Source organism: Mesorhizobium sp. WSM4828, from assembly GCF_055811175.1.
The window spans coordinates 16956-41529 of sequence record NZ_JBVVQK010000020.1 but is presented as its reverse complement, the minus strand read 5'-3'; the positions used below and the strand labels follow the sequence as shown (position 1 = coordinate 41529).

The following is a 24574-nucleotide window of genomic DNA, read 5'->3' as shown; positions in this document are numbered from 1 at the left end:
GGGGGGGGTGGTGTGTATAAACACCCCCCCCGGGGGGGGGCCCCCCCCCCCCCCCTCCGGGGGGGGGGGGGGGGGGGGGCCCGGGGGGGGGGGGGGCGGCCCCCCCCCCCCCCAACCCGATAGATTTCGAAGTCCCGCGCTCGCGTGCGGTCGGCATGCAGCACCTGCCGCGTCTTGCGCGGATCGAGCTCGACGACGTTGCACTCGCGTTCGAACAGATTGATGATCGGTGTTGCGAAAAGTTCAAAATCGGCCGCCGTCACATCGGCAAGTTCAGGCACCGGACGCCTGAAGATGAAGATGATCTCGAGTTCGGCCGTGCATGTGCGCACGATGGGCTGCAATCCCGAAACCCGAGCATAATGAAAGCGCTCCGGCATCATGAAATATTCGCGCAGAAGACGGTACCCTTCGAAGGTCGGACGTGTACGAGGCATCAGCGCCTCGTCATCGTTGATGCCGACCATTTCAGGTACCGGCAACGGCGATATCGGGTTGGCTTTGCCTTCCGGCCGTGCACCAAGGGCCGAGCAGGCGCCGAAAATCGCGTCGAAAAGCAGTGGTGCCTTGGTGCGCGCGGAAAAGTAGAGATCAAGCCGGTCGAGCGACAGTTCGTCGAGCTTGCCTTTTCCGGTACGAGCCAGTGTGATGCGAAGCGCCGCCTCGCCATTCACACCGCCGATCCGCGCGATGCCGGCCGCAGCCAAGGCGCTGCGATCCTGAAAATAGCCGACCGAGGTGATGGCAATCGGCCACAGCGTCATGTCCTGGGCGGTGGTGAACGTGCAACGCGTCGACAGGCCTGGCAGGAGGCTGGAAACCAGACGCGTTTTGCGCTTGACGACATGGCCCCCAATCATTGTCTGGACCTGCTGGCCGGGTTTGAACACCACCATGGCCGTTGCCGGCGCCGGCGTGACAAGATCGGGATAGAGAACATCAAGGACGGCGCGCGAGAAACGCGAGCGTTCCGCATCGACCTTGAGCCGGGTCCGCGCGGCCAAGAAAGCAACGCCGTCAAGCAGCCGCTCGACGTAAGGGTCCGGACAGGGGACCGTATCGAGTGAAAGGTTGCGCGCCACCGCGGGATGCATATCGGCAAATTCTGCCGCGAGTGCGCGGATATGGGTCAGTTCCTCCTCGTAATACTCTACGAAGACCCGGTCCATCTCAGCCTTCCCTAAATTCGGTCCGAGCCAAGCCGTTATCGAGATTGATCGTGGTGCGCAGGCGCATACGTTCGGGCGTCGGCGTCATGATCAACACCGCATCTATCTCGATCTTCAGGCCCACGGTTTTGTCGCCAAGGGTTACCGTAACCTTTGTTGCACTGTCCTTGAGACGCGGCTCGAAGGTGGCAAGCACCGAGCGGATCTCGCGCGCAAGGGCCTCGCGATCAAAGTCGCGGGAAGAACGGCCCGAGAAGGAAGGCACTCCGTAATTGACGACGCTGCGACGCACCTCCGGAAAATCGGCGAGCGACGGCGGGTTGTCCGCGGCCTGTTCGCTTTCAAGGTCGGTAAGAAGCGGAACGGCCTCGAAGCGCTCGGTGTTGAACAAAGCCTCGACGTCGCGCCGCACGGCTTCCTTGAGCACACGCGCCGACACCACCACGCCGCGGCTTTCGATTTCAGCGCGGTGCTGGCTCTGAAAGGCGAGGCGATGCAGACGCCGCTTCTGGTCGGCCGTCAACTCCGCGTCGGCGTCGATGAGCCGGGCGCTGGCCGCAACAAGATTGTCCAGCCGCTCCGCGCCAAGCTCGTCCTGCAGTGCCTGGCGCAGCCCGTCTATCTCGGAGGTCATACCCGGCAGATCGTTTACGAGGCGGTCCCACAGAGAGGGCTGGACGGCTTCGCGCTTTGCTCGCGAGCTGCCGCTACCCAGCGACTTGTCCGCGCCGGGCCGCCGGGCCTCACTTGCCGACATAGACATCCATTTCGATTTCGTCGTTGTCGTCGTAGACGAACTTTATTTTCTTGTAGGCAAAGCTGACCTCCTCCTCGATCAGGTCCTCCTCATCCTCGGCCTGCGACATGTCGTATTCCATGATCGAGGCGTCGGTGAGTGTGACGACCAGGTAATCCTTGGTCTCGCCATCAATGGTCCGCCGTGCCGAAAACACGACTTCGTCCAGGGCCTTGTTTTCGAACAGCGCTTTTTTCAGGTAGGGGGAGGATTTGTCATAATGCTTGGTGAACTTGATCATACCCAAGGACACACGACCGCGGCGCGAGAGCGAGTTTGGATCATAGGGTGCGATCATCTTGTAATCGACGCCATGGATTTCGATTTCGTCCTCATGGCCATCACGAGTGCTTGGACCCTTGATATCCGGAACCTTTAGAAAGCCATCAATCTTCGTATTTGTGGGCATTGTCTTTCTCCACCGCTTTCAAAAACCAAGATGTTGTTGCTGCAAATCAAGTCTTTACGGACGGAAGTTCCGAAACCAGCCGGAGCGAGGCATTGATTCCTTCCAGCTGATAATGCGGGCGCAGATAGAAGCGGGCGTTGTAGTACCCTGGGCGTCCCTCCACGCTGTCGACCTGAACCTCGGCGGCGGCGAGCGGGCGCTTGGCGCGCGCCTTGTCGTCGGCAAAGGCCGGGTTGGCCAGCACATACCGGTTGATCCATTCGGTCAGCCAGATCTGCATATCGGAGCGCTCCTTGAACGAACCGACCTTGTCGCGCGCGATCGCCTTGAGGTAGTGGGCAAAGCGCGAGACCGGGAAAAGGTAGGGCAGGTTGGCGCTCAGCCGCTCGTTGGCCTGCGCATCGGGGTCGACCAGCCGTCCCGCCCTTGTCTCGTCGTCCTGCAGCGAATGGGCGCCAATGAAGGCGGCGAGATCGGTGTTCTTTCGATGCAGGATGGGCATCAGGCCGAGCTTGGCCAGCTCCGCCTCGCGCCGGTCGTCGATGGCGACCTCCGTCGGACATTTCATCGCTATCGAGCCATCATCGGTCGGGAAGCTGTGCACTGGCAGGTTGAGAACCGTGCCGCCATTTTCGACGCCGCGGATCTGCGTACCCCAGCCATAGAGCTTGTGGCTGCGGTTTATGTTCACGCCCATCGGGAAGGCAGCGTTCATCCAGACATATTTGTTGTGGTCGCCATGTACCTCCTCCTCGAAGGTGAAGCCCTTCACCGGAACGGTATCGGTGCCATACGGCAGCCGCGCCAGGACGCGAGGCATGGTCAGGCCGATATAGCGTGCATCCTCGCTCTCGCGCAGCGACTGCCAGGAGGCATAGGCGGGGTTGGAGACGATCTGCTGCAGGTCCTGCGGATTCGGCAATTCCTGCCAGCTGTCCATGCGGAACAGGCGAGGCGAGGCAGCTGCGATAAAAGGCGTGTGCGCTGAGGCGCAGATGCCGGAGATGTTGCGCAGCAGACCGACGTCGCGCGGGTGGTTGGAAAATTCGTACGCACCGATCACACAGCCGATCGGCTCGCCGCCAAGCATCGAATACTCGTCCGTGTAGACTTTCTTGAAGATCGGGCTCTGATCCCACATCTGGCCCTCATAATCCTCAAGCGTGTCGGCCAGCTGCTCCTTGGAAATGTTCATCACCCGGATCTTCAGCTTCTGATCCGTCTCGGTATTGTTGACGAGATACCACAGACCACGCCATGTGCCCTCCATTTCGCGCACTTCCGGCGCGTGCAGGATCTCGTTGACCTGTTCAGAAAGCATCTTGTCGATCCCGGCGATCAGCGATTTGATCGACTTGATGGCATTGGACGAGATGGTCGTGGTGTCGGAACGCGATTGCGCGGCAAGCGCGAGATTGCGCACCAATTGCTGCAGCTTTTCGCTGTCGTCCTTCTTGACCTTGAAATCCTTCTCGAGGAGCCCGCTGAATTCTCCAAGATCGATGGTTTCCGCCTCGGCGACGGCTGCGGTTTTTTGCTGTTCGGCCATGGTCATTCCCCTGCCTTGTCGTCCGCCAGCGCCTGGCTGGCGATCTTGCCAAGCAGCGGTTCATTGTTCAGCAGTTGCGCAATGCGCTTTTCGGCGTCGACGCGCCCGTCCATGAAGCCGAGAAGTTCCTCGAGCTGGCGGCGCATCTTGAGGATTTCGGCTAATTGTGGAACCTGTTCGGCAATCTTGTCCGGCGCGAAATCGCCCATCTTGGTAAAGGTAAGGTCGAGCGCCAGCTCCTCGTCCCGCTCGGCGCCTTCGGCCTGCGGCAGCGTATTCTTCACGCGAGCTTTCACGCGTGGTCCAAGTGCCTCCATGAAACGCGGAAACCGGTTTGCATCGGTCTCGACAAAGGAGCGGTCCAGCACCGACTTGGCCGCTTCCTTCGTCTGCGAAGCCCCCGAAAGGTCGGCCATGACGGCCATGACAAACGGCAGCTCGATTGTCGTTGGACTGCCATAGGTTTCCACGTCATAGGCGATCTGCACCCGCGGCGCGCGATTTCGTTCGATGACCTTGGCTTTGCTTTCGGCTGGCATTGCTTGCTACCTTTCATCCTTCTGAGCCGTCTTCTTGGCATCGGGAACGCCGGCAAGAAGCCGGAACTCCTTCAGTCCCGACGGGGCGAGATCTTCCATCAGTTCAACAAAATCCATATGCACCATCCGGCGCACACGGCGGGCGAGGTGGGGAATCGGGCTCGACGGTTCGGTGCGGTCATAAAACGCGACGACGAGGTCCAGGCATTTCACCACGTCGTCGCGCGAAGTAATCCGGTCGGGAAGTCCGGTGCTCGAGTCGGGGTAGCTAGCCACACTTGCCATAGTATCGGCTCCATGACCGTTTCGAGCAGGCATTGCCGGTTCTGCAGGCGAAGGGGGCGGCTTTGCCGAGCCATTCGCCATCGCGCCGGCAGCCGAGTTGCGCTCGAGGGTTGTCAGCAAACGCTGCAGGAACCGTTTTAATTCCGGAATGGTGGTCCCGCCGCTGCCTTCAAGGCGAGCGTTGAGGGCTGTCTCGACGGCTTCCAGTGCCGTGACCGCCGCGCGCGCATCGGCGATGAGCAACTGCATTTCCTCATTGGCTTGATCCGCCTGCGCCGCGCATCCGGCACGAACCCGGTTCAACAGTTGTCCGTGCGCACTGACAAGCGCGGCCTTTTCGGCCGCATTCAACCCTGACGCTGCTTCTTGCAGCATGACGCGGTCGTCGAGAGCAGCGTGTTCCAGGTCGCGTCCGCTGATCGGCCCGATCGAGCGTGGCGCAAAGAAAGTCATTTGACGCAGGTTGGCCAGCAGCCCGTCCTGACCATTTTGAAGATCGAGCAGCGCGTTGATGCGGCGCAAGGCGGCCTCGCGAGGCGACGTGTTGAGCCGCAGCGCTGGGTGCATGGATTCCCAATGCTGATCGAATGTCCGCCTAATAAGCGTCAGACCCTGCGCCAAGCCGGCGAGTCCCTGCTCGTTGGCCAGTGCGCGTGTGACAATGACAATCAGGCGCAGGTCGCGACCACGCGCGCGCAATTCCTCGGCCTTGGTGAGCACTGCTGGCCAGTCGACGGGAATGGTGCTTTGCGAGACCGGCCTGTTGTTGCCGTCATGGACAACCTTGACCTGGGGCTCCGTCAGGCGCTCCAGTTCGTGAAACGCCGGATCGTTACGCAAATCCTCTCCGGACGGATTTTCACCGTCGAGCGGAGCAAGCCAGAGTGCGACGTCGATCACACCGATCCCCCAGTCACCGGCCCTGAGGCCGACCTGCCCCTACGTTATCACACGGTTGCGCTTTTCCACAATTCAGCGAGTGCGGAAAAAATTAACAAAAGCTAATGCAGCCTTGTCTTGATTGTGAAATCCGGGGGCGTGATCGCCGAGCCCTGAATCGGGAATGCGTCGTGGCGGGATGTCAGTACCGTCGTTGTTTATGGCCGACGATGCGGGATCTTCCACCAATGGCGGGAGCCCGCATAATCGGTGCATCGAAACCTTTGTTCATCACGCACTTTGTCAAGTGGCTGCTTATGTGGCAGGTTATCAACTTGCAGAGTGCAGGAGCACGTTCGATGGAACAGCGCCGGTCATCGCAGAGTTTCAAGCGCAAGGAACTGGTCGGCAAGCTCAATACTGTAGGCTTGCGCGCCTTCAAGGCAGCGGCCGACAGTGCCAAGCTGCGCGGCAATCCTTACGTCGAACTCGTCCACTTCATCGAGCAACTGGTGCTCTCCGACCGCTCGGATGTGCAAATGATGATCGCCGATGCGGGACTGGATGCGAGCCGACTTACGGCCGATATGACCCGTGCGGTGGACAAACTGCCTTATGGCGCAACGTCGATCGAAGAGTTTTCCGACCATATCTTCCACGCCATCCAGGAGGCCTGGAATCTGGCAACACTGGAATTCGGCGTGGAGGAGGTCCGCAGCGCACATGTTCTGCTTGCTTGCCTGAAGACACCGGTGCTGGAAGGCCTGCTGTCGAAGATCAGCGGCGAGTTCGACAAGATCGACGCCGACGCCGTCGTGGCGCGCTTCGCCGATGTCACGGAGGGCTCACTCGAAGCCGGCGCTGCGCCAACGGTCAGCGCGGCAGAGGCGCCGCGGCGGCATCCCGGCGGGGATTCGGCACTGGCCAAATATGCCACCGACCTGACCCAGCGCGCCCGCGACGGAAAGATCGACCCGGTCGTCGGCCGCGATCCGGAGATCAGGCAGATTGTCGACATATTGATGCGACGGCGGCAGAACAATCCGATCCTGACCGGCGAGGCGGGTGTCGGAAAGACTGCAGTCGTGGAGGGTTTTGCTCTGCGCATCGCCCAAGGCGATGTGCCGCCCCCACTGCAGGGAGTGAGCGTGCGCATGCTCGACGTCGGATTGATGCAGGCAGGCGCTAGCGTAAAGGGTGAATTTGAAAAGCGGCTGAAGGCTGTTATCGACGAGGTTCAATCGTCCGAAGCGCCGGTCATCCTCTTCATCGACGAAGCCCATACCCTGATAGGCGCGGGTGGTGCTGCCGGAACCGGCGACGCCGCCAATCTGCTCAAACCGGCGTTGGCGCGCGGCGAGCTTCGCACCATAGCGGCAACGACCTGGGCGGAATACAAACAGCACATCGAGAAAGACCCGGCGCTGACCCGCCGCTTCCAGGTGGTAAAGATCGACGAGCCGCCCGAAGCGGTGGCCATTCTCATGTTGCGCGGGGTGGCCGGCGTCCTGGAACAGCACCACAAGGTGCAGATATTGGACGAGGCGATCGACGCGGCGGTCGCCCTGTCGCATCGCTACATCCCGGCGCGGCAGTTGCCGGACAAGGCGGTCAGTCTTCTCGACACCGCCTGCGCGCGTGTCGCCGTATCGCAGCACGCCACGCCGGCCGAGGTCGAGGACATTATGCGCCGTCGCCAGGCGCTGGAGGTCGAGGGCGGCATCATCGGCCGCGAGGCTGCAATCGGCATCGAGGTGACCGAGCGGCAGGCACGGGTCGAGGCTGGGCTTGCCGAGACCGAACGCACGCTTGCGGCCGCGCAGCAGCGCTGGGAGCGCGAAAAGGCTCTGGTGGCCGAGATACTCGAACTGCGCGCCAGGCTGCGCGGTGACGGCGTGCCTCTCGATACCGTGGAAGGGCAGGAGGCCGCCACTGAGACAGAGAGCGTGGACCCGCCGGAGACCGAACGGTCCAACCCCGGGACGGAGGTTCCGGCGGGAGGCGGTATTTCTCCTCCCGATCCGGCTGCCGATCTCGCTCGGCTGCGCGAACTGATGAGCGAACTGGCCGAGGCGCAAGGCGAAACACCGCTTATCCTGCCATCGGTCGACCGCAACGCCGTGGCGGCCGTGGTTCAGGACTGGACGGGCATCCCGACGGGGCGGATGCTGTCGAGTCAGACCGAGAAGGCGCTGCGGCTCGCGGCCACTCTGTCCGAGCGCGTTGTCGGACAGGATCACGCCATGGAGATGATTGCCAAGCGCGTGCAGACCAGCCGCGCCGGTCTCGGCGCCCCGGAAAAGCCGGTGGGCGTATTCCTGCTTTGCGGTCCCTCGGGCGTCGGCAAGACCGAAACCGCCTTGGCACTGGCCGAAACGCTCTACGGCGGAGAGCAGAACCTGATCTCGATCAACATGTCTGAATTCCAGGAGGCGCATACGGTTTCCACTTTGAAGGGCGCGCCGCCCGGCTATGTCGGCTATGGCAAAGGCGGAATTCTCACCGAGGCGGTTCGGCGCAAGCCCTATTCGGTGATCCTGCTCGACGAAGTCGAGAAGGCCCATCCGGACGTGCACGAAATCTTCTTCCAGGTCTTTGACAAAGGGATGATGGACGACAGTGAAGGCAGACGCATCGATTTCAAGAACACGCTGATCCTGCTCACGTCGAATGTCGGCTCAGAAGTCATCATGGGCCGGACAAGGAACGGGGCGGAACGGGCAGGGCTCGACGAATTGGACACCGCGTTGCGCAGCCCGTTGCTGAAGGTCTTTCCTGCGGCCTTTCTCGGCCGGGTGGTGACCATCCCTTACTTTCCGCTTTCGGATTCGATGATCGAAGCGATCACCTGTCATCAGTTCGCCAAGATTGCTCGCCGGCTGCGCGCAACCAACGATGCGGAATTGGTCATCGGCGACGGTGTCATGGATCTGGTCAAGGCCCGCTGCACGGAAATCGAATCGGGCGGCAGGATGATTGACGCAATTCTGACCAACACGCTCCTCCCGGAGTTGAGCCGCGGCGTGCTGAACCGATCGCTCGCTGGTGAAAAGATGACGAAGGTGACGGTTGGCGCCTCAGCCCAAGGGTTTACCTATTCGTTCGAATAAAAGCGCGGATATTTCGGGCGGCTCTTTTCCGCAGCTGTCGCGTTATTCGCTCGTGCGGCAGTCAAGCCAACACAACCAATCTTTGCTAGTGAGCGAAGCGGGTCCAGTTAACGCCGCGAAGGAATCCGATATGGCGGAACCACAACTCTCTCAGTCCGTAGTGCCAAAGCGCGCGATCTTGCACACCGGCTTGCCTGCCGTGAAAACCGCTCAATTACTGATGTAGTGGAACGGGCGCTCGAATCCTACGAGGTCCGCGAGGCCGGCCGCGAGCCGGCTTCGGCCTTCTATCGCCGCCTTTCAGCACAATCAGGCACAGACATCGACCTTGAGGCAGTGATCCGGGAGAGTCGCCAGGTGAATCCAGGCGTCGAGCTTTGATCTTCGTAGCCAGCAATGTCGTTTCCGAAACGCTGAGGAAGGCTCCAAACCAGGCGGTCCTTGCCTGGCTGGTCCGATATGATACCGAACTCGCGCTTCCAACCGTGACGATTGCCGAGATCGATTTTGGCATTGAAAAGATAAGACCGGACCAGCGTTCTGAACGACTGGAGCAAGGGTTATCCGACTGGCGCAGGCATTTCGCAAACCGCATCTCCGACTGAAGAAGCTGCACTGGCTTAGGGCGAAATTATGGGTACTGCTGCTCGCCAGGGTCGCGGGATGTCGGCACCCGGTGGCATGATCGCGGCGATTGCTCGAGTAAACGGTGGCCGCTTCGCCACCCGTAATCGGAACGACTTTGACACAAGAGAACTCGTTCGACCTCTCCGTGAGAGTTCTAGAGCCTTAGAAGGGGGAGTAAGGAGGGCAGGGGCAGGGGCTTCTTCCCTTTTTGCGTGGCTGGGCCTCCTCAGTCCGGCAATATTCCTCGTAATCTCGGCGAGATGGTGGTTCCTCGGCGAGAATGTCCTAATGCACCTGGTGGCGCGTTCATCAAAAATCGCGTCAGCGCGAAAGCCGATTTTCATCGTCAATCAAGGTGAGGCGCGAGGGGGCTCTGTCGCTCCAACGCCAGAGCACGAGATTCAAGTCGCTGTGGGTCGCGCCGGGCGCGAAGCTTTTGACCAACAGCGCATTGAACCCATTGGCCATCAGGCGCCGGGCAAAGCTCTGGGTTCTCGCCTCTCCAGAAACAATCATCTGCTCGCGCCACGTCGTATCGGAAAGGACGGCGGGATCCATGCCCTCAGCTTTCAGGGCGTTCTCATCCCGGCTGTCAAATATGTTCTCAATCTCTGCGTCGTAGGCGACGAGGGTGGTCGGCTGCAGGCTGCCCGCCTGATTCGCTTCCCTCAGCGCCGTCATTACGGACAGCGAGGAATAGAGCGCTGCCACGCCTTTCGGATTGAACCGTCCTCCATAGAGTTCGGCGCCGCGGCCTGAAAGCGGTTCACGCGCATAGATCGGATTGAGGGCACGGTAGAGCGCACCGCGATAGAGCATCGAACCGGTCAGGCGTGGACGCCGGCATCAACCGCATCGATGTAATCAAGCACCTCGTCCGCACGACCACTGCGAACCAGTTGCATCGCGGTCTGGCCAGAAAACCCCGGCAGCGGCTCCGATCGATACCAGGCATAGGCCATCAGGGTTGAACCGAAGCGCGGCTCGACCTTGTTGATCACCTCGACCATTTCACGCAGGCGGCGCTGAGTCTTGTCCGACCGGACCCGCTCCTTGCGCTGAACGGCGTCCTTGCCCAGCCCGGCAGTCCGGGCGACTTCCTCGCTCGTCGTGCGAAAGGCGTCGGCAATCTTGCGCGGGGCGAAGAAGCCATCGTCGGAGTACTGGACAAGTGCCATTATCAATCCTAGCCGCAAAATGCCTCATATCCTGACGGTATATAGTGTCAAAATGGGAGGCGCTCAAGAGGGGAGCTCATTGCGCAGGCATTAGAAGCCAATGGCCGTGCGGTGTTAAACTGCCTATTCACCGCATAAAGTGCGGCAAAAGATCTTGCGCCCTCGAGCGGACGCAGAAGCGCAATCTTGACGTGACACTTGGCTGCAATGGTTTCTAAGCTGCCTCGACCGCACCATCACGGGGGCCGAGGAAATTTTGCCCAATGTGCTGCGAAAGGCCCGTTTCCAGGAGGAGATGGTCTAACCAACCCTTAAACGAACGCCAGCGCAAACCCGTCAACCGGCTCCTGGACGGCCCTGAAGGCAAGCTCACCTCCTCGATAGCACTGGCCAAGACCTCAGCTGATACGGCCTTCGGCCCGACATCTTCTGTTCTAGCTTCTGCAGGATTGCCAATATAGCCGGCAAGCCGCGCGGCCCTTCGCCGCTGCGCGTCTCCGATACAGCACGCGTCTTGTCCCGCTTTGCGGAGACCGCAGATGCGCACGGCTCGGCGCAGTGTTAGTCGCCGCCGTCCAGGGCGTCAGGTGGCCTGATTTCTGGTGGCTCGGCCTGCCCACGCCGGTCTTTTGGGGCCTTGTCATGGGACTTCTTGCCATTGTGCCTGTGCTCGGGGCATTTGTGATCTGGGTGCCCGGGGCGATCTATCTCGCTCTGGAGGGGGCTTGGCCCAGCGCGGCGATATTGACCGTCTGGGGCGGCATCACTGTCGGTGGCATCGACAATCTGCTCTATCCGATGCTTGTCGGGAACAGGTTGCGCCTCCACACGGTGGTGGCCTTTATCGGCTCGGTCGGCGGCATTCGTCCTGTTCGGAGCATCCGGCCTTGTCCTCGGGCCCGCGGTGATCGCCATCACGGTCAGCCTCATTGATGTGCTGAAGAATCGGTTGACTAACCACCGCGAGACGGCGCCAACGCGCCCTGCCGAGCTACCGCATCAGTCCATAACGGATTGAACAATGTTACCAACCGTCGGATGCTTGCCGGGCCTTAACCAAGCGCGTCGGAGGCTTGTTGGCTCGCGTCCCACTCTCCAAGTGTCTCTCACCTGCTCGACCGAGGTGCGCCCACATCGCGGCCGGTGGCATCGCGGCGCCACACTATGCCCTTATCCAGTTGACGGGCGTTTTTCTGTGGCTATCCAGCAGGATCCTAGCAAACTTTAATGCCAATCTTGGAGGGGCGGTTCTATCATTGGGCCGAGGACATCCGAGACGGAGAATTGACATGCCGATCCATCGAAAAGCCCGGACTGCTGGTATTTTTAATCCATCCGAGCTGGCGCTTCTGGGCCGCGTTTTCGATTGGCTCAAGCGTGACTGTCAATCCGAGCATGAGCATGAAGCGCTCGCATCGCGCATCATTGCAAATTACATGGCCGGAGTGATGGACGAGGCCGAATTGCTTTCGACTTCGAAGCTGCCGCTGGGCCGATAGGGCGGACTTCACCTCGGCTGACTGGGCTTCAAGCGCGCAGGTGCCAGACTGAACCAGTCTCCTGGCAGACATTCAATCAGGCAATGCACATCAGCCAGGCTGCTGTATTGCGGCGAGTTTCCACTCATCGCCGTCCTGGCGCATGAAGGTCCATAGTTCGGTTGTCTCCGTCGGCCGATCGGCCTGGCCCTCGACGATCTTGCCGCTGATGCGATCGCGGGTCACGTCGCGAGACTCATAGCGCAAAGCAGCCGTCGCGTAGTCGCAATCACCCTCCCGCCAACTTTCCGCAATATCTGCCTCCAACAGGCTGACGTCCGATACGTCGTTCCTGATGCCCTTTTTGGCATTGTCGGCAAGTTCCTCGGACAGATCGGACACCATCTCGGGCGTCACCAACCGGCGCAATGCAGAATGGTCCTCACGCCCGAATGCTTCCTGAACTTCCGTCAGCCGTTGCTGGAACGTGTCGAGGTCGGTTTGGGTGAGTGTGACTTCATCGGAAGCACCGGCTTGGGAGGGATTGTCTTGGTTCGTTCCGCCATATCCTGACCCGATACCTGGAATGGGGAACGCTGTGGCGTTGCTTGGGTCAGGCCGGGCTGCTGCGCTTCGCCCCAAGCTCTCCGTGCCCCGCGAGGCACCGGCCATAGCTGGCGCCGGGTTTTGCGCCGCCTGCGAGCGGAAAAAGCGGATCGCCAGCATGATCACGCCGCCGAACAGCAGTAGTTGGAGCAAAAGGCCCAACATGCCGGCTAAGCCGCCGAACCCATGGCCCAGAAGAACGCCGATCAAACCGCCGAGAAGCAGCCCCGCATCATCGATCCGCCGAGGCCGTTGAAGAAGCTCGGTCGCTGGAATGGCTGTGGCTGACGGGCCGCATTGTTCGTTGCCGCATTGGGCGTCATCGAGCGCTCGACCGGTGCGGCCGGTTGCGGCGCAACTCTGGTCGGCGGGACCGGCTGGAAAGTACGCATGCCGCGACTGCCGAAGCTGCCGCCACGGCGCGCATCGGCGTGATCCACAGCGACCATGGAAAATGCCAGGAACAACCCCGCAAGCAAAACGGCAAACCGGCTGGAACCGAAATCGACATAGGCAAGTCCTCAAGTGACATTCTTTCCGCTCATATGGGGTGCGTCGATCGAATTATCAGTGAAGCGTCCGCCGAGATATTTTCGGACGGCACGGTCGGCCGCCCACCAGGGTTCACGACGAGAACGTCCAGCTACCCAAACGAGATGACCGCCTGAGGAATCCCGCGCCCGGCCGACCGGCGCCGGTCGCGTCAAGAGCATCGGTCATGCAAGCCTCTGGTCATCGGTCTTCCGGGAATGACGCCGACTCAATGTTGACATACAGCTTTCCGAGGTACTATCAACACATCTGGAAAACCTGTCATACAGGTTTGCCCCTTCTGAACTGGAGATTGCGTGAGCACGGCCGTATCCGCAAAACATTCCGACGCAGCGAGCCTGGTCAGCAATACGATCGGCGAGATCACGCGCCATATCCGCGCGCATGAACTCGGGCCCGGCGACCGGCTGCCCAGCGAGGCCGCTCTTTCGAGACAACTAAGCGTCTCGCGTACGGTGGTTCGCGAGGCCTTCAGCTCGCTCGCCGCCATGCGGCTTATCGACCTGAGGGCAGGCCGACGGGCTACCGTCGCCGAGCTGGATTATGGCGCCATGTCATTGGTCATCGAGCATGGCGTCCACACCGAGCAGATCACGGTGCAGCAAATCTACGACGTGCGCCGCACGATTGAGACCCGCACCGCCATGCTGGCGGCCTTGCGCAGAACAGCTGACGAAGTGGAAAGGATCAGGACGCACGCGCTCGCCATGCGCGAGAATTTCCAGCAGCCGGAACAGGTCATGGAGCACGATCTCGCCTTTCACCTCGAAATCGCTAAGGCTGCGAAGAACCCGGTTTTCAGCCTGATCGTCGGCGCGTTCGAGCGCGTATCGCGCCAGACCTGGCCGATCGGCTGGCGGACCCGCCCTTCGGATGCCGAGCAGTTGGAGATGATCCAGATCCATATCAATCTCGCCGAAGCAATCGAGACGGGTGATCCCCAGTCTGCTCGTGACCTGATGGCGAGGCATTTTGACGAGAGCGTCAAGGCCCTGCTGGCGGCCGGCATCGCCTGAGGAGCGGGGACGCAATGAAGATCACGAAACTGGAAACGCTACGGCTCAAGGAGCGGCCGAACCTTCTCTGGGTTCTGGTTCACACGGACGAAGGCCTCGTCGGACTGGGCGAGACCTTCTTCATGGCCGAAACCGTCGAGACCTATCTGCACGAATATGTCGCGCCATGCGTGATCGGGCGCGACCCGTTGCAGATCGACCTGCTTGCCGCCGACCTCGTCGGCTATCTCGGTTTCCGATCGACGGGCGCGGAAGTCAGGGGCAATTCCGCTTTCGATATCGCGCTTTGGGATCTGTTCGGAAAGGCGACGGGTCAGCCGATCGCACAACTCCTCGGCGGTTTCACCCGCCACGAGATCAGGACCTACAACACCTGTGCCGGAACCGAATACATCAAGAGGGCCACCGGGCAGACGACGGCCAACTATGGGCTTGATAAGCCCGGCGACGCCTATGATGATCTGAACGGCTTCCTTCACCGCGCCGACGAACTGGCGCATTCGTTGTTGGAGGAAGGCATCACGGCCATGAAGATCTGGCCCTTCGACATGGCGGCCGAGAAAACGCGTGGCCAGTATATATCGCAACCCGATTTGAATTCCGCGCTGGCGCCGTTCGAGAAAATCCGCAATGCGGTCGGCGACAAGATGGACATCATGGTTGAATTCCATTCAATGTGGCAGCTGCTGCCGGCCATGCAGATCGCTCGCGAGCTTGCCCCCTACAAGACCTTCTGGCACGAAGATCCGATCAGGATGGACAGCCTGTCCAGCCTCAAACGCTATGCCGAGGCCTCGCTGGCGCCGATATCGGCTTCGGAAACGCTCGGTTCCAGGTGGGCCTTCCGCGACCTTCTCGAAACCGGAGCGGCCGGTGTCATCATGCTCGATATCAGCTGGTGCGGCGGGCTCTCGGAAGCGCGCAAGATCGCTGCCATGGCGGAGGCATGGCACCTGCCGGTTGCGCCACACGACTGCACCGGTCCAGTGGTGCTCGGCGCATCGACCCACCTGTCGCTGAATGCGCCGAACGCACTTGTCCAGGAGAGTGTCAGGGCCTTTTACAAGACCTGGTACCGCGACCTTGTGACCGCTTTGCCGCAGGTGAAGAACGGCATGATCACCGTGCCTCCCGGACCGGGCCTCGGCATGGAACTGAACCCGGAAATCGATCGCGCCTTCACGGCGCTTCGACGGGTGACTGACGCATCTACGCTCTGAAAATGAACCTGAAGCAGCTATCTACGGAGGAGGAGAACCATGAAGAAGCTACTTATCTCGGCAGCCCTGGGAGCAGTACTGGCTGGAGGCTCGGCAATCGGCTCACGCGCGCAGGAGCCGATGAACATCGTCTTCACGCATCATTCGTCGGCGTCGAACCCGTTCTGGCAGGCGGTGAAGAAGGGGTTTGACGACGCCTGCGCCAAGATCCAGGCCAATTGCCAGATGGTCTTCACCCAGACCGAAGGCTCGATCGAGCAACAATCGGCCAACATGCAGGCAGCGCTCGCGGCAAAACCGGACGCGCTGATCACCTCGATCGTCGACAACAATGCCTTCGACCAGATCATCGCCGACGCCCGCGCTGCCGGCGTCACCGTCATCGCGTCCAACGTCGACGACACCGAGGGTGCAGCCGGCAATGCCCGCCAGGCTTTCATCGGCCAGGGCTTCATTCCCGCCGGCTACGAACTCGGCAAGAAGATGTCCGAGTTCTTCCCCAAGGAAGGCAAGATCAGGGCGCTCGTCGGCGTTTCCGCGCCCGGTCAGAACTGGTCGGAACAGCGTGCTGCCGGCGTCATGAAGTTCCTTGAGGAATACAAGGCCGCGAATGGAGGACGCGAAGTGGTCATTGAACGGCTCGACACCGGCACAGATGGCGCCGTCGTCGCCGATCGTGTTGGCGCCTATCTGTCTGCCCACCCGGACACCACTGTGTATTTCGACACCGGCCTTTGGCATGCCTACGTGGCCCAGGTCCTGATCGATCGCGGCATCGAGCCGGGCAAGGTGCTGATGGGTGGCTTCGATATTGTCTCGGAGGTCCTGCAACAGATGGAAGCGGGGTATATCCAGGTCCAGGTCGACCAGCAGCCCTACATGCAGGGCTTCATGCCGGTGATGGAAGCCTATCTCGCCAAGAACGTCGGTCTGCTGCCGGCAGACATCGACACCGGCAAGGGCATCATCGTCAAGGAAGACGTGCCAAAGCTCAAGGAACTGGCCGCAAAAGGCGTGCGGTAGGCGCGAAGCCAGTGTCCTCTCCTCGTTCTTTACGGGGAGAGGGCGAGGGAGGGCCAGGCAGCACGGTCTCGAGCGTTGGCTCCGTCCCGTCCTCCAACGGGTCTCCCCCGTCAAGGGCGGTAGAAGACAGACTGCCGCAATCCCCCTTGCCGAGGCGGCAAGCCAGCGGAAAACAATCCCAAGCCGGAGCGAATGATGAAGCGCTTGATGAAGATTTACCTGGAGAGGCCGGAGCTTGCGGCGGTCGTGTTCCTGCTCCTTCTCCTCCTCCTCTTTCAGATCCGCTCGAACGGCGTATTTCTGAACACACAGAACGTGCGAGGAATGCTTGGGCTGCTGCCTGAAATGGGGCTGGTCGCGATCGGCGTGACCCTGCTGATGATATGCGGCGAGTTTGATCTTTCCGTGGGCTCGGTCTTTGCGCTGACCCCGATGACCATGGCAGTGATGCTGGCGGCCGGCGTGCCGTTCGCGCCGGCCTTTGCCGCAGGCCTCGCGATCGCCGCTCTGATCGGCTTCTTCAACGGGTTCATCACGATTCGTTTCGCGATACCAAGCTTCATCACCACGCTTGGCATGCTGTTCATCGCGCGTTCGCTGACAGTGGTAATCTCCGGCGGCTTTCCTCCTGTTATCCCAGCCAACGCTCTGCCGAAATGGCTGTTTACGATCTATGTGGGGCCGGGCGACCTCTTTCGCATGTCGTTCTTCTGGTTTGTCGCCGTGGCAATCCTGGTGACGGTGCTCCTGTCGCGCACGAACTTCGGCAACTGGGTGCGCGCCACCGGCGGCTTTCTGCCCGCCGCGCAATCGATGGGCATTCCGACGGCCCGGGTGAAGGTCGCCTGCTTTATGATCTGTTCGGTGCTCGCCGGCTTTGCCGGCACCATTCAAGTGATGCGGCTAGGCGCGCCGTTGCCGTCCATCGGCGAGGGGCTGGAGTTGCAGGCCGTATCGGCTGCCGTCATCGGTGGCGCCTCGCTGGCTGGTGGCATCGGCACCATCTTCGGCGGCATCATCGGGGCTGCCCTTATCCGCGTCATCGACAACGGACTGGTGCTGAGCCAGGTTGACGCCAACTGGTTCAAGATGGCAATCGGCTTCCTGACCATCTTCGCGGTCGTCATGAATGCCTGGCTTCGAAAGCGGGGCAGGGCAATGAAGGTGGAGACCTGATCATGGCGACACCCATCATTGCGATCAAGGGACTCCAGAAATGGTATTCCGGCGTCCACGCCTTGAAGAACGTCACGCTGGACATCTACCCCAATGAGGCACTGGGCCTCGTCGGCGACAACGGCGCCGGCAAATCGACGCTGATCAACATCCTGTCAGGCACCCAAAAGCCCGATGGCGGCGAGATCAGGATCGACGGCGAACCGGTCCGCTTCTCGAACCCACGCGACGCCATGGATCGCGGCATCGAGACGATCTACCAGTACAATTCCATGGTCCCGACCATGACCATCGCCCGCAACGTTTTCATTGGACGCGAGCCGGTGAAGCGCTCGGTTTTCGGCATCGGCATCCTGGACCAGAAGCGCATGCGTGACGAAAGCGTCAAGGCGATCGCCGACGTCGATCTGCATCTGAGGTCACCCGACGCGCTGGTCGGCGAACTGTCGGGCGGCCAGCGCCAAGGCGTGGCGATCGCCAGGGCCATGCACTTCAAGTCGAAAGTCATGATCCTCGACGAGCCGACCAATCATCTCTCGGTGAAGGAAACGCGAAAGGTGATCGGCTTCGTTCGCGCCCTCAAGGCCCAGAATATCACCAGCGTCTTCATAAGCCACAACATGCATCATGTTTTCGAATGCTGTGACCGGGTCGTTGCCATGGCGCGCGGCGAGATCGTTCTCGACAAGCGGATTGGCGAGACTTCGATCGAGGAAATCCACGAGGTTCTGTGACGTGGAGAAGCGATCACTCGCGAGCCACTCTGCTGGTAGAGGTCAGTCTGCGCTACGGCTTTTCCGCCAGGATCGCCTCAGCGGTTTTCTCGTCGGTGATCAGCACGTCGACGACTCCCAGACGCAACACGGCGCGCAGCACCGGAACCTTGTCGAGGCCGCCGGAGGGCAGGATCACAGTATCGACGTCGCGCAGATGTTGGGGGGCGAGGCCAATGACACGGCTGTTTAGCGGGTGATCGACGAGTTGTCCGTCGGCGTCGATCCAATGGCCGCAAATATCGCCGACCGCTCCGGCTTCGCGGAGCGATCTGAGATCATCGTCTCCCACCAGTCCGATCCGGAAGATGGTGGCGTCCTTGTGCACCGCGCCCACCGAAACGAAAGCGGCGTCAACGTCGCGGGCATGAGTGAAGGCGTCTTCCAGAATAGACTGGCGCATAAGCAGGTCGCGTGTGGCCTCGGTGTCCGTGAACACGGGTGCTGCGATGTAGAAGCATTCCGCGTCAAAAAGCGCCGCGAGCCGCGAGGCGATTTCATAGATGTTGATCGCTGATCCACGCGTGAGCCCGCCAAGCAGGGAAACGACCGACATCCCTTTGACCGGACGTACAGTCACTGAGCGCAGACTAAGCTGGAGCGTCCGTCCCCATCCCACGCCCACCGATATCCCGTCACGGATTCTATGCGACAGGGCTTCACCGGCAGCGGCTGCGATGACCTGTGGCACCAGGGCAGGATCGGGCGGTGTCGGAACCACGATTGGGTCGGAGACTCCATAGGCGTCCCGCAGCCGGTGCTCCAGCTCGATGCAGTTCGCCACCTTGGAATTGATGCGAATCTGGACGATCCCCCGCTGGCGGGCATGCGCCAGCATCCGGTTGACGCGAAGGCGCGTCAGGCCAAGAGACTTGGCGATTTGCGCTTGCGTCAGGTCACCGACATAAGCAAGCCAGGCGGCGCGCACGAGCAGCCCTTCCTCGCGATCGGCCGTGACGGAACTGGTGACGGCTTGGCGGCCGTCGCGTTTCTTTCGTGCGGGTTTCTCCATCAGATCATCCTGTCCACTCCGCCGCAGCGGGTCCAGAGCGGGCTCGGCCGAGCCATGTGCCCATCGATATGAGGCATCAATCGCGTTTCCCGGCTCCTCTAGCTTCGATGATAGCGGTCGAAGGACAAAACCAGCGGAGCATCATGGCAAATTGCGTCGATGATGGCCCTCGTCAGCGGCAGGCGATCATGGGGAAGTACGCCCCGGGCCATCATATTCTTCAAAGTCGGACCAAGGTCCAGCGCCAGTTGCGCGCCCTCGACCGTGTCCGAACTCATATGTTCGCGCTTCGCCACGGAATAGGGCAGGCCGCGGCCGAGCAGGCGCCCCATGCGACCGTTACGGCCCGCCTGGCAGGTCACATAAAGATCGCCGGAGCCGGCCAGCCCCAGCACTGTTTCGATCTTTCCACCCAGAGCTTCGACCAGAATCGCCATCTCGGCGAGGGACTGCGAGAAAAGTGACGAGGCAAGATTGTGCATGAGCGCACCATTGGGCGCCCTGCCGTCGCGCTCCAGCAGCCCGACGGGAGCCCCAACGGCGAGTGTGTAGAAATTCTTGAAAGCGGCGCAGATCTCGACGCCGACGAGATCGGATGACGGTCGCGCATGATAGAAGGGCGCGCGCAGAAGGCGGGACGCCGCGGCCACCTGGTCGGGATTGTGCCCGGCCACGATCACAGAGGTGTCGCGCTGTGCGGCCAGTTCGCCGGCAATGCACGGTCCGCCGACGGCCATCACAGGGGCAGACAAGCCAGTGCGTTGCTCGATCTCGCGGGCAAGCAGATACGGCAGGATTTCCACGCCTTCGTCGCTTGCTGCAAGTCCTTTCGTAATCATCAGGATCGGCACGGGCGACTTGATGCTTTCTGCAATGCGTTCGATCGCCCAGGGAACGCCGGCCGACGAGACGCCGAGTACAAGCAGATCGGGTCCATTGTTCATCGCCGCCCCGAATTCGGTCCAGGCACAGGCGGTCACCGCGTCGGGCAGAGTGATATTGAGGCGTGGATGACGGCCTGTGCTGGCCACCGAGCCGACGATCTCCTCGTCGAGATGAGTGCCGACAAGAGTGATGTGGTTACCAGCGTGAGCGGCCGGAAGCGTCATGGCAGCGCCCATGACGCCGGCGCCGAGGATAATTATCTGCGCCATTCAACTTCTTCCCTTGTCCAGCCGCTCGCCGCTGCCTTCGTCGAACAGGTGGATTCGCTCAGGCGCCGGCTCCAGATGGATCACAGCTCCAGGAGAGGGCTCCATGCGGTCATGCAGCACCGAGCAGATTGCGGTGTTGCCCATGCTGGCAAAGATGTGGATTTCGGGGCCAGTCGGCTCGACAACCGTAATCCTCGCCGGGATGCCGCGTCCGTCGGCCACTGGTCGAAGATGTTCGGGGCGAATGCCGTAGATCACCTTTTGGCCGGGCCGGACCGCAGCCCCTGGCGGGAGCGGGAGGGATAGCTCGTCGGTCCGCACCACCCAGGCGTCGCGCTCGGAAGCCACCTCGCCATGGAACATGTTCATTGCGGGCGAGCCGATAAAAGAGGCGACGAACAGGTTTGCCGGGCGATCGTAGACATCGAGCGGGCGTCCGATCTGCTCAATATGGCCGTCGCGCATGATGACGATGACATCGGCCATGGTCATGGCCTCGATCTGGTCATGCGTAACATACACCGTGGTGGTCTTCAGCCGCTGGTGGAGCTCCTTGATTTCGGTGCGCATCTGCACGCGCAGCTTGGCGTCGAGGTTGGACAGCGGCTCGTCGAACAGGAATACAGTTGGGTCTCGCACGATGGCGCGGCCCATGGCGACGCGCTGGCGCTGGCCGCCCGAAAGCTGGCGCGGATACCGTTCCAGATAGGGTGTCAGGTTGAGGATCGATGCCGCCCACCCGACCTTCTGTTTGATTTCTTCGGTTGGGCGCTTCTTCAACTGCATGGAAAAGGCCATGTTGTCGAAGACGGTCATGTGCGCATAAAGCGCGTAATTCTGGAAGACCATCGCGATGTTGCGGTCTTTGGGATGGAGCGTGTTGACGACCCTGTCGCCTATGGCGATCTCACCGGACGTGATCGGCTCGAGACCGGCTATCATGCGCAACAGCGTGGACTTGCCGCAGCCGGACGGCCCCAACAAAACGACGAACTGGCCATCCTCGATCGAGAGATCGAGTCCATCGATAATCGAGAGGGCGCCATAGTCCTTCTTTATGTTGCTGATGGTGACAGACGCCATAAATTGCTACCCTTCGATTGCCCTTGCCGGTTGGATCTCGTTTTCGCCATGCGAGCCGTTGGCGATCGGATGAGCTCTCACCATTCGTTCTCCAGAAACTCTTCCAGCAACCCTGCATCGGCGGCCAGATTGATGAAGGACCATCGGCCGCGGATTTCTCGCGAATAGCGAATGGCATCGTGCCAAAGCGCACGCGGCAGGCCTAGTTCCGCGCCGGTGACCGGACCTCCCGCAGCCTTGAGTGCTGCCTCCATGCGGGCGACCGGCATTGCCATCGGCCGAACCTCCTGGCGCAGCGCAGGCCAGATTTCCGCAAGCCTGCGGTTGAACACTTCCGTCTGGTTGGCGTCGAGTGCCGTCTTCTTCATCTCGGCAATGCACAGTGATCCAAGCTGCGCGCCATAGCGGGCCAGCATTGCCGCCTCGTCGATGACGGTCGGCTTTGCCTGCGGCGGTTCATCCATGTCGAGCAGCCGCGCTTGCAGACGGGCCATGACCAGCGAGGCAACCCCGACCTGCTGGCCGTGCGTGGTGCCGGGATGATGGTCTTGCGCGAACATGTCGATCCAATGGGAAATCTGGTGCTCTCCCATGGACCCGGGATGGGAAACGCCGGCAAAGCACACACCCATCGAGCACAGCGTCAAAACGCGCTGGAGATGCCCGACGGCGGTGATGTCATGCCTGGCAAGGCCAGGCGCGTGGGCCAGCATCGGCTCCTCGTCGCCCGCCTGTAGCAGGTAAGGCACCTCGGAATAGTAGGTGTCGAACAGCCGATATGAAGCCCACCAGTCGATCTGGGCGGTGGACCGGCAGAGGCTGTCGCCAAGCCCGGCGGCGCTGAGCCAGGAGGGTGCTGCGGCCGAAACACCAAGGTCCAGGAAGATGCCCCGCGGAGCGTGCGAGGGCAGCGAGATCTTGAGCCCGGAGGCCAAGGTCACCGACGCTGTCGAGGCGCCATAGCCGTTCATCGAGGCTGCCGTGCCGAAGACGGCATAGGGCCGCTCGTCGAGAAAGGTTGCGTGCTTGCAACTGTCGTTGAGGACGCCGGACCCAACGGCCACGACCCCTTCGGCGTGACGCGTCTTCTCCCTGACCATCTGGATCGTTGCCTCATCGCAGTCGAGGCCGTCAGGCAGCACGATTTCGTCGATGTCGGCGATGGCACGCAGCGCCCTCGCGACGCGTTGGCCCATCACATCGACGGTGTTGATATCCGATACAACAGCGATGCGGCTGCCTAGCGCCAGGGGCGCAACAAGATCCGACTCGCGGCCCTCCGTCGTCTCCAGCAGTTCGATCGTCTGGAACGGCAGGACCGCGGCCGCGCCGGTCTTGGGATCTGTCCAGCGTCCCGCGACAACGTCCTCGATCAACGCGTTCCAGTTGGTCGTTTCAGCCATGATCGGCCTCCATGAAGGCTGCGAGGCGCTGGTTCCAGGCTGAAAGCGTTGGCCAAAGATCGGCATGGATCGCAAGAAGCTCGGCGTAGAGCGCGGCACGTTTGGTGTCGGGTTCGAAGGTTTTGGCCGGCTCGCTGGCCATTGCGAGCGCCGCTTCGGCGATGGTGGAAAACCAGCCCACGCCCTTTGCCGCCGACATCGCCGCGCCAAGCGAGGAGGCTTCGACGGTCGTCGAACGTTTTATAGGACGATCGAGCGCATCCGCCAGAATTTGCATCCACAGGTCGGACTTCGCTCCTCCGCCGATCGCTATGAACTGGTCGATGGTCTGGGCGGCAGCCGCAGCGGCCCGCTGACTTGTCGCGGCCTGATGCAGCGCTATGCCTTCCAGCACGGCGCGATAGATGTCGCCGCGGCGGCTCGAGCCCGAAAGCCCAGCAACAACACCACGGGCCGTACTATCCCAGTGCGGATCCATGACGCCCTGCCAGTAGGGCAGGAGCATTATGCCGCCTGCGCCGATCGGGCTGGCAGCGGCCTCGGCCTCGAGCGTCTCCAGGGCATCATTTGCGCCATGCAGATCGGCGCCGAGCATTTCGCGCGCCATCCAGTCGACAAGAAAAGTGCCGGCGCGAAGGCACGTCTCGTAAATATAGCCGTCATCGGCGACCGCCGTCTCGGTGCGGAAGGCCAGGTCGTGGACGTAGTCCGTGCCGAAGCTGCCGGAGACGACCGCCGTGCCGAGGTTGATGTAAGCGCATCGCGGCTGTAACACACCCGCGCCCGTGCCGGCGCATTGACCATCGCCGCCGCCGGCGACGATCGGCGTGCCCTCGCGCAGGCCCGTCGAAATGGCCGCTTCCGAAGTCAGTTGGCCCAGAACGGTGCCGGGCCGCGCGAGGTCCGGCATCATGCGCCGGGCGACGCCTGCCGCGTCCAGTATGTCGTTCGACCAGTCCATAGCGCGCATATCGAGTATGCCCATCGGGTCGGCGGATGCGGTGGACGTCACCCATCGGCCGCTCAAGCGAAACACCAGATAGCCGTGGACTTCGGCCATCCGCTCCACGCGGGCAAAAATCTCGGGCTCTTCCTCGCGAAACCAGATCATGCGGTAAAGGCAAGGAATGACGTCCAGCGGCTTGCCGGATATTGCGTGGACGCGTGCCGCGCCGAAACTCTCGCCGAAGCGCCGTGCTTTCCCCCGGGCGCGCTCATCGAGCCAGAGCGTTGCGGGCCCGACTGCCTGGCCCTGCTCATCGAAAAGGCCGAAGCTCTCGCGTTGGTTGGCAATCGCAAGGGCGGCAATGCGTGCCGGCGAAACTGTTGCCGCGACAGCACGAAGCGCCGTGACCGTCGAGGCCCACCATTCGGCCGGATCCTGCTCGAAATAGCCCGAACGCGGGTTGGACAGCGCAAGCGGTGCACGACCTTCAGCCACGGCCAGACCATTGCGGTCCCAGGCGATCGCCTTGGTAGCCGAGGTCGAGGAATCAATGCCGATGACGAGATCCGGAACCATTGCCGCCACATTGCC

21 protein-coding genes and 3 pseudogenes are annotated in these 24574 nt (G+C 61.5%); 10 read left to right on the top strand and 14 right to left on the bottom strand.

Features of this window, described 5'->3' with window-relative positions; all coding sequences use genetic code 11:
• From tssF to tssA, 6 genes are all read right to left on the bottom strand, one after another.
• Positions 1 to 1169: type VI secretion system baseplate subunit TssF (gene tssF, locus AC0L2X_RS21630; RefSeq protein ID WP_473600301.1), on the bottom strand; the 1169-nt coding region annotated here is incomplete at its 3' end.
• A gap of 1 nt (position 1170) precedes the next feature.
• Positions 1171 to 1926, bottom strand: a complete 756-nt coding sequence (gene tssE, locus AC0L2X_RS21625; protein WP_473600340.1) for a type VI secretion system baseplate subunit TssE — start codon at positions 1924 to 1926, stop codon at positions 1171 to 1173.
• Entirely contained in the window at positions 1913 to 2374 is a 462-nt protein-coding gene (locus AC0L2X_RS21620) for an Hcp family type VI secretion system effector (protein ID WP_023678576.1), read from the bottom strand. The genes tssE and AC0L2X_RS21620 overlap by 14 nt, the downstream gene beginning before the upstream one ends.
• Positions 2375 to 2420: 46 nt before the next feature.
• Positions 2421 to 3923 carry a type VI secretion system contractile sheath large subunit gene (gene tssC, locus AC0L2X_RS21615; protein ID WP_352665768.1) on the bottom strand — a complete coding sequence of 501 codons (1503 nt, stop codon included), beginning with the start codon at positions 3921 to 3923 and terminating at the stop codon, positions 2421 to 2423.
• Between the two features lie 2 nt (positions 3924 to 3925).
• Positions 3926 to 4462: a type VI secretion system contractile sheath small subunit gene (tssB, locus tag AC0L2X_RS21610; RefSeq protein WP_352665767.1), complete on the bottom strand. Its 537-nt coding sequence runs from the start codon at positions 4460 to 4462 to the stop codon at positions 3926 to 3928.
• Positions 4463 to 4468: 6 nt separating this feature from the next.
• Entirely contained in the window at positions 4469 to 5647 is a 1179-nt protein-coding gene (gene tssA / locus AC0L2X_RS21605; protein ID WP_473600300.1) for a type VI secretion system protein TssA, read from the bottom strand.
• Between the two features lie 338 nt (positions 5648 to 5985).
• Between tssA and tssH the strand changes: the two genes are divergently transcribed.
• The 3 genes and pseudogenes from tssH to AC0L2X_RS21590 form a co-directional block, all read left to right on the top strand.
• Positions 5986 to 8736, top strand: a complete 2751-nt coding sequence (gene tssH, locus AC0L2X_RS21600) for a type VI secretion system ATPase TssH (RefSeq protein ID WP_473600299.1) — start codon at positions 5986 to 5988, stop codon at positions 8734 to 8736.
• 130 nt (positions 8737 to 8866) lie between these two features.
• A pseudogene (locus AC0L2X_RS21595) lies at positions 8867 to 9117 on the top strand (type II toxin-antitoxin system VapB family antitoxin).
• Positions 9114 to 9495 (top strand): annotated as a pseudogene (locus AC0L2X_RS21590) (PIN domain-containing protein); the annotation flags it as partial. The pseudogenes AC0L2X_RS21595 and AC0L2X_RS21590, both read left to right, overlap by 4 nt.
• 189 nt (positions 9496 to 9684) lie before the next feature.
• Here AC0L2X_RS21590 and AC0L2X_RS21585 read toward each other — a convergent pair.
• Together AC0L2X_RS21585 and AC0L2X_RS21580 are read right to left on the bottom strand one after the other, a co-directional pair.
• Entirely contained in the window at positions 9685 to 10182 is a 498-nt protein-coding gene (locus tag AC0L2X_RS21585; protein ID WP_473600298.1) for an RES family NAD+ phosphorylase, read from the bottom strand.
• 8 nt (positions 10183 to 10190) lie between these two features.
• Positions 10191 to 10541: an MbcA/ParS/Xre antitoxin family protein gene (locus AC0L2X_RS21580; RefSeq protein WP_473600297.1), complete on the bottom strand. Its 351-nt coding sequence runs from the start codon at positions 10539 to 10541 to the stop codon at positions 10191 to 10193.
• Between the two features lie 558 nt (positions 10542 to 11099).
• Between AC0L2X_RS21580 and AC0L2X_RS21575 the strand changes: the two genes are divergently transcribed.
• Positions 11100 to 11474 carry an AI-2E family transporter gene (locus AC0L2X_RS21575; RefSeq protein WP_473600296.1) on the top strand — a complete coding sequence of 125 codons (375 nt, stop codon included), beginning with the start codon at positions 11100 to 11102 and terminating at the stop codon, positions 11472 to 11474.
• A 356-nt stretch (positions 11475 to 11830) separates the two neighbouring features.
• A complete protein-coding gene (locus AC0L2X_RS21570; protein ID WP_473600295.1) occupies positions 11831 to 12040 on the top strand; it encodes a hypothetical protein in 210 nt (69 codons plus the stop codon).
• A gap of 90 nt (positions 12041 to 12130) precedes the next feature.
• On the opposite strand, the pseudogene AC0L2X_RS21565 reads toward AC0L2X_RS21570, so the two are convergent.
• Positions 12131 to 13074: pseudogene (locus AC0L2X_RS21565) on the bottom strand (Tim44 domain-containing protein).
• A gap of 399 nt (positions 13075 to 13473) precedes the next feature.
• Between AC0L2X_RS21565 and AC0L2X_RS21560 the strand changes: the two are divergent.
• From AC0L2X_RS21560 to AC0L2X_RS21540, 5 genes are all read left to right on the top strand, one after another.
• Positions 13474 to 14193 (top strand): FadR/GntR family transcriptional regulator, encoded by a 720-nt coding sequence (locus AC0L2X_RS21560; RefSeq protein WP_473600294.1) that lies wholly within the window; start codon positions 13474 to 13476, stop codon positions 14191 to 14193.
• A 14-nt stretch (positions 14194 to 14207) separates the two neighbouring features.
• Entirely contained in the window at positions 14208 to 15413 is a 1206-nt protein-coding gene (locus AC0L2X_RS21555; RefSeq protein ID WP_473600293.1) for a mandelate racemase/muconate lactonizing enzyme family protein, read from the top strand.
• A gap of 39 nt (positions 15414 to 15452) precedes the next feature.
• Entirely contained in the window at positions 15453 to 16436 is a 984-nt protein-coding gene (locus tag AC0L2X_RS21550) for a substrate-binding domain-containing protein (RefSeq protein ID WP_473600292.1), read from the top strand.
• A 195-nt stretch (positions 16437 to 16631) separates the two neighbouring features.
• On the top strand, positions 16632 to 17612 hold the full coding sequence (locus AC0L2X_RS21545; RefSeq protein WP_473600291.1) for an ABC transporter permease: 981 nt from the start codon (positions 16632 to 16634) through the stop codon (positions 17610 to 17612).
• A gap of 2 nt (positions 17613 to 17614) precedes the next feature.
• Entirely contained in the window at positions 17615 to 18346 is a 732-nt protein-coding gene (locus tag AC0L2X_RS21540) for an ATP-binding cassette domain-containing protein (RefSeq protein WP_473560746.1), read from the top strand.
• A gap of 52 nt (positions 18347 to 18398) precedes the next feature.
• Here AC0L2X_RS21540 and AC0L2X_RS21535 read toward each other — a convergent pair whose 3' ends face one another.
• The 5 genes from AC0L2X_RS21535 to AC0L2X_RS21515 form a co-directional block, all read right to left on the bottom strand.
• Positions 18399 to 19397, bottom strand: a complete 999-nt coding sequence (locus AC0L2X_RS21535) for a sugar-binding transcriptional regulator (RefSeq protein WP_473600290.1) — start codon at positions 19395 to 19397, stop codon at positions 18399 to 18401.
• 98 nt (positions 19398 to 19495) lie between these two features.
• Positions 19496 to 20551 (bottom strand): hypothetical protein, encoded by a 1056-nt coding sequence (locus AC0L2X_RS21530; RefSeq protein WP_473600289.1) that lies wholly within the window; start codon positions 20549 to 20551, stop codon positions 19496 to 19498.
• Positions 20552 to 21634 (bottom strand): ABC transporter ATP-binding protein, encoded by a 1083-nt coding sequence (locus tag AC0L2X_RS21525; protein ID WP_473560743.1) that lies wholly within the window; start codon positions 21632 to 21634, stop codon positions 20552 to 20554.
• Positions 21635 to 21711: 77 nt separating this feature from the next.
• Positions 21712 to 23037 (bottom strand): iron-containing alcohol dehydrogenase, encoded by a 1326-nt coding sequence (locus AC0L2X_RS21520; protein WP_473560741.1) that lies wholly within the window; start codon positions 23035 to 23037, stop codon positions 21712 to 21714.
• Entirely contained in the window at positions 23030 to 24559 is a 1530-nt protein-coding gene (locus tag AC0L2X_RS21515; protein ID WP_473600288.1) for a xylulokinase, read from the bottom strand. Before AC0L2X_RS21515 ends, AC0L2X_RS21520 begins: the two co-directional genes overlap by 8 nt.
• Between the last annotated feature and the right edge of the window lie 15 nt (positions 24560 to 24574).